This is a genomic window from Gluconobacter sp. R75690, assembly GCF_015244525.1.
In the GTDB taxonomy this organism is placed as follows: Bacteria; Pseudomonadota; Alphaproteobacteria; order Acetobacterales; family Acetobacteraceae; genus Gluconobacter; species Gluconobacter potus.
On sequence record NZ_JABCQB010000030.1, the window covers coordinates 1 to 5,144 of the forward strand.

2 protein-coding genes and 2 pseudogenes are annotated in these 5,144 nt (G+C 44.1%); 1 reads left to right on the top strand and 3 read right to left on the bottom strand.

Annotated elements, in window-relative coordinates; genetic code table 11:
• Positions 1-307: 307 nt before the first annotated feature.
• The 3 genes and pseudogenes from HKD27_RS16085 to HKD27_RS16570 form a co-directional block, all read right to left on the bottom strand.
• Complete coding sequence (locus tag HKD27_RS16085; protein ID WP_194690210.1) at positions 308-2,323, bottom strand: glycosyltransferase family 32 protein; 2,016 nt, start codon at positions 2,321-2,323, stop codon at positions 308-310.
• 24 nt (positions 2,324-2,347) lie between these two features.
• A complete protein-coding gene (locus HKD27_RS16090; protein WP_197436627.1) occupies positions 2,348-3,865 on the bottom strand; it encodes a glycosyltransferase in 1,518 nt (505 codons plus the stop codon).
• 386 nt (positions 3,866-4,251) lie between these two features.
• A pseudogene (locus HKD27_RS16570) lies at positions 4,252-4,594 on the bottom strand (transposase); the annotation flags it as partial.
• Positions 4,595-4,673: 79 nt separating this feature from the next.
• Here HKD27_RS16570 and HKD27_RS16575 point away from each other — a divergent pair.
• Positions 4,674-4,790 (top strand): annotated as a pseudogene (locus tag HKD27_RS16575) (IS5/IS1182 family transposase); the annotation flags it as partial.
• Between the last annotated feature and the right edge of the window lie 354 nt (positions 4,791-5,144).

Below are 5,144 nucleotides of genomic sequence, written 5' to 3' on the forward strand. Positions count from 1 at the left end.
AATCTGCTCAAAACGCACAACGAAAATCACCATCCAGAGCCATCAATACCAGCCTGCGAGCCCAAAATCAGGCAGAAAGGTCTTCAATCAACGGTTCTTCGAACCCTCCACCTGTGGGCACGTCTCAAGGAGTGAGGGGCAGTCGCACACGATACGAAAAAACTGCCATATCCTTCATGGCCACCATTTGCATCGCCGCAACCGCAGATCATCTCAAGACCTGACAGGCCCTAATTTTTGGGGTGCACATCAGGCCTCCTAAAGAATACGATGTGCGCCCCTGGGTGTTTTTTAAATATTTTATAGGTTATATATTTATAAAATTCTTTATTTTTTCGAATAAAGAATTTTTTTCTTTATTATTTTTGTGTTCTGTTTTTTTATTTTCAATAACTGACAATACCGCAGGAACATTATCATGTCCGGCGTCCCTATCCAAAGTACTAATAATGAAAAAATCTAGAATTGAATTGGATGTACCGTCTGTTTCCAAGCGGAACTCTATTTCAGAAGTTTCCTCTTCCAGACCAAAGACACATTTTAGCGTATTTCCTTTGTTTTTGTTCGTCTGGTTTGCAATCGCGTTAGAACCACCATCGCTGCAAACTTCTAACGTCATCCCTTTGCAATCGCTCTTTTTCGAAAAAACAGCTTCTACTTCATATTGTCCTGGAGCAAGGGTGATGTATGGCCCGTAGGTGACACGACGGGAATTCGATTTATCGATGATAATGCCTTCGCGTGTGCGCTTCACATCGATTAATTGAATTCTTGGATCTGTATGAGGAATGACAATCGCATCCATATTTATCAGTCGAATGTCGTGTAAGGTGCCCTCAAAATCACCGTAAACAGTCATGCGAAATTCAACACAATCTTCATTGCTAAGAAGCTTGAAGACAAATGCTTCTTCAGCGCGAGGGTTGCGAGTGTGGTGCGTTCGGTTAAATTCTGCAACAACATTAGATCCCCAATCTGTTGCTACATCCAAGAAAATATCCCGAAAAATGGTATTTTCACTAAAGCCTAGTAACAATTTATACTGTCCGCGGGGGAGTTTGATAAACGGACCATACATGACACGACCAGACTGGCCTTTATGTATCGTGATACCTTGGTCCGTTTTCTGTCCGGCCTCATCTGCCGTGAAACATTTATCTGTTGCTAGCCAGGATACTTCTTTTACGTTTTGTAGGCATACCTTACTAATAGTCCCTTCGAAATCACCAAACACGTTCACACGAAACTCAACGTCCCGGACAGCCCGCTCCAAGCTAAAAAATACTGCATGCTCGTGAGCTTTTATCTCTTCATCATGCTGAATTTCGTAACGAGCTACAGAATCGGCTCCATATCCTGAAGAAATATCAATTACTAAATTTTTAAAAGTTGTATTATCACAGAACTCGAGGGTTAATTTGTATTGACCACCATTAAGGCTCACGAAAGGTCCGTACATAACTCGGCCTTTCTCACCACGAGTCACGACGATGCCTGAAGGCGTTAGAATTCCAGCTTCATCAATAACGATGTTGCTGTCGCTAGCTAGCCATATATGGTCTTTTTCGCCATAGGCTTGTTTAGCTTTCCACATATCGCAGTAGTTGTTCGTTCCCGTCATGCCAAGTTCGGTTACGTCCCCAGCTTTTAGCTTGTTACGCTGACCGACGAGTATCTTGTTGGGAGAAACATAAACAACGTTCTGTGGCTGACGTTCTGGAGTGATATAGCGAACTTCTCCTAGGAATTGATCGTCTGCATCTGCTGTTTGTCCTTTGAGTGCCATAGCTTTTGAAAAGCTTCGGCCCAGCAATGCGCCTGCTGTGGGATAATGATCGTGCGGTCCATAGAAACGATTGCGTGTATTCGCCACGATATTATCGATAGCAATTTTCCATTCCGGGCGACCTGGCAGTGACCACAGCAGGCTGGTCTGTGTGCATACCCAGCACTCCATACCATCGTAGTTTTCCATAAAAGCTGCTGCCCCGTAGTGTTGCGGGATGTTCCAAGGGTTCAGCAATTTTATGGCTAGATCAAAATAGATGCCGCCATAAACATACATCAAGCAATAACGTGCGAGATCGCACTTATAAGAATACGGCGCAAGATCATCAAAAGCCGCAAGAACTTCTTCTCCCAACTCTTTCCCAATGAAATAGCGTAATTCTTCTCCACCCCATAATTTATATTGAGCCTCTGGGTAGAGATCGCGTGCAAGTTGCGCATTGCGCTCAAGATTTTCCGGAAGCTTGGCTGGGACCTGGAAATTATCGACGATAAAAACCTGGTGAAGCCAAGTTACTTTATGAAATTTTTCCATGTGATTTTTCCTTATGTTCACTTCTTATTGAGATGAAATTTCATAGCTTAAAAATTTACCCATAAAGAGCCGGTTTACGCATAACCGAAATTCAACATTTTCTTCATTCTGATCGAGAGTAAAAAAGGTCTCGATAGACCCTCTTTTCATATCGGTAGGCTTTAGTTTGAGTGTCTGACGTGTTTTATGTTCTTCACCTGCAGCAATCTGAATGACGGCGTTGGTAAAGCGAGTTTCCGGAGAAAATTTGGTTCGGAGCTTGTAGTGCCCTTTTGGCAAAGAGACATATGGGCCGTAAGTAAGCCGTCCCTTTGCCCAAAGATGCGTGGAGATGCCATCTTCTTTTATGAAGCCGATTTCCGTTTTGATGGCTGGATCAGAGAACGACCATTTTTGAAGAAAGATAGGATAAAGTATAAATTTTTTAACGGCGCCGAGAAATTCAGTTTCCGTTTTTACAACAAATTCAACCTTATCTTCAGGTTGCCTTATTTCGATAAGCATAGTGATGCTGTTATCATTTTTTACGTTTTCAGGGAAGAAAATGCAGGATTTTATACGTTTTTTTTGAAAATCTGCTGTAATATCGACTTCAATTTTTCTAAATTTTGTTCCAGGCTCTAATTCGATACGCAGTTTGTAGGCACCCGTATTCAAGGATGTATAAGGACCGTAGCTTAATACGCCTTCAAAATCTTGAGGCGCAACGATCCCGCGCTCATTTTTGAAAATGGGGAAGTCAGTTTGAATAAGGCAGTCATTTGAGGTCCATTCGCAAAGCTTTTCGCCGTAGATTATCCTTTGATTCCACATATCATTGTAATTGTTGCTGCCTGCTACTCCTAGGTGTGCCAAATCGCCCCCAATTAATTTGTTGCGGAAAGCAATAACTTCTCCACCTTTGGAGACATATGACACGTTGAGCATAGCAGAATCCGGTGTAACGCACCGGCAACTACCAACATACTGGTCATCAGCTGTAGCTTCTTGCCCTTTTTCTGCAAGTGCAGCGATAAAAGCGCGACCCAGAACCACTGGCCCTGTGGGATAGAGAGGATTTTCTCCGTAATATTTTGATTTACAATTTTCTACTATGTATTGAATGGCAATTTGAAATTCTTTTCTTTTTGGTAAAGACCACAGAAGTCCTGTCTGGATGGCTGACCAGCTAGGAGACGTGAAAGGCACATCTCGGCAAGCCGCAACGCCTTTATGGTTAGGAATATTCCATTCCCGCGCAATTTGCACGCCAAGATCAATATAAAGTCCACCGAATACATAAAGAATAACAAATTTTGCCAGATCGGCTTTATAAGAATATGGCTTTAATAAATCATATGAATATAAAACATCATCATCAAAATATTCTTTTATAAGTTCTCGGATTTCTTTATTGCTCCATAAAGTGTATTCCGCCTGTGGATAAATATGCTGAGCAGCTTCAATGTTTCTTTTTATGGCTTGTGGAATTGAAGTTTTTGGAGCTTCTGCGTCAAGAATGAGAATCTGATGCAGGTGTTTGATCTTATGGTGTGTTTTCATGCTTAGCGTTGTCCGGGCTTGCTTGTGGAGTGCTGGATGCTCAAGTTTAAAACAGCTTCCTGCGTGTTCAATACCTACAATTTCCTGTTGCTGAAAGCTTGTGGATAGCGCTTTTTTATTGGAGGTGCTTGCAAGCTATCCTACATGGGCTACCATATTGAAGATGGAAAGTTTTAAAAACTCCTTGGTTGTGATGGGTCCTCTATGATTCCATCTCTCATCTTGTGATGAGGGTTTTAAGGTGGCTCCGTCCATTCGGACAGTTTTGTGGGCTCGATAAGCTATACCCGGTTGTCATTATGTCGCCATCCTGACGTGCCGACGCCATCTGGCGTGCGTCCAGCCTGCGACCGCGCCTATCCATGCTGATGCGAACCTGGCGTCGTTACGACCGAAAGTCGGCGCCGTTTCAGGTCGATCATTTGCCGCCTCTGATCACGCCTAACCAAACAGAGGCATCGCGTAAAAAATCACGTTCAACCAGCAACTGACCGATCTTCGCATGCAGATTCTCCACGTCGGCTGGCCGGCCTGTCGCATCCAGCATTGACTTGCCAGAGAATGTCGTCCCCATACCTTCGACCGCCTGACGCTCCCACTGGGCAATTATGGTCTGATGCACACCATGCTTCGACGCCAGCTCTGCCAGCGTCTGCTCGCCCCGGAGCGCCCCAGCGCAGCACAAGACTTGAATTCACCCGAATACCCTTTCCGTGTACCGTTGCCCATAAAACCCGTTCTCGCTCAGGGCTGGGTATGGCTTAATCACCTGTCCGAAAAATGGGGATCACCTCTGTTGCCCGTGGCGGGACTGTTCATCCGGATGATGGGCATCACCCGCGTCATAATGAGATCGGGCTTGCTGATAACCCTCTATAATATGCGCCGCTTCCTCTTCCTGAAGAGAATTAACGTCCACGCGTAGCAATCCCGCGGAGGATCGTTTCCTATCTTCTTAAAGCGCAGGATGAAAAACGGCCTTGGGAGCCATCCATCCGCATACCACAATTCTGAAATCAGGAGCCAGGCGCATTAATCAACGGTTCTTCGATCCCTCCAAATGCCTTTAGCACGCCATGGATTATGGTAAAATTTTGCATCTATAAGATTTTTGAAAATCTTATAATAATTAATCACACAATTTCAATTTTCGATAAAATATCACTCCTAGGCTCAGGACCCATTGATTTGATTACGGAAATCTGATTCAGGCTCTGCGAGGAGACTGGAGATGAGCGACTTGTTTTGGCTGACGGATGAACAGATGGATCGCCTGCGG

What these genes read in the sequence shown, in the direction of transcription:
- HKD27_RS16090 (WP_197436627.1), bottom strand. Translation starts at nt 3,865, where the DNA reads ATGAAAACACACCATAAGATCAAACACCTGCATCAGATTCTCATTCTT.
- HKD27_RS16085 (WP_194690210.1), bottom strand. Translation starts at nt 2,323, where the DNA reads ATGGAAAAATTTCATAAAGTAACTTGGCTTCACCAGGTTTTTATCGTC.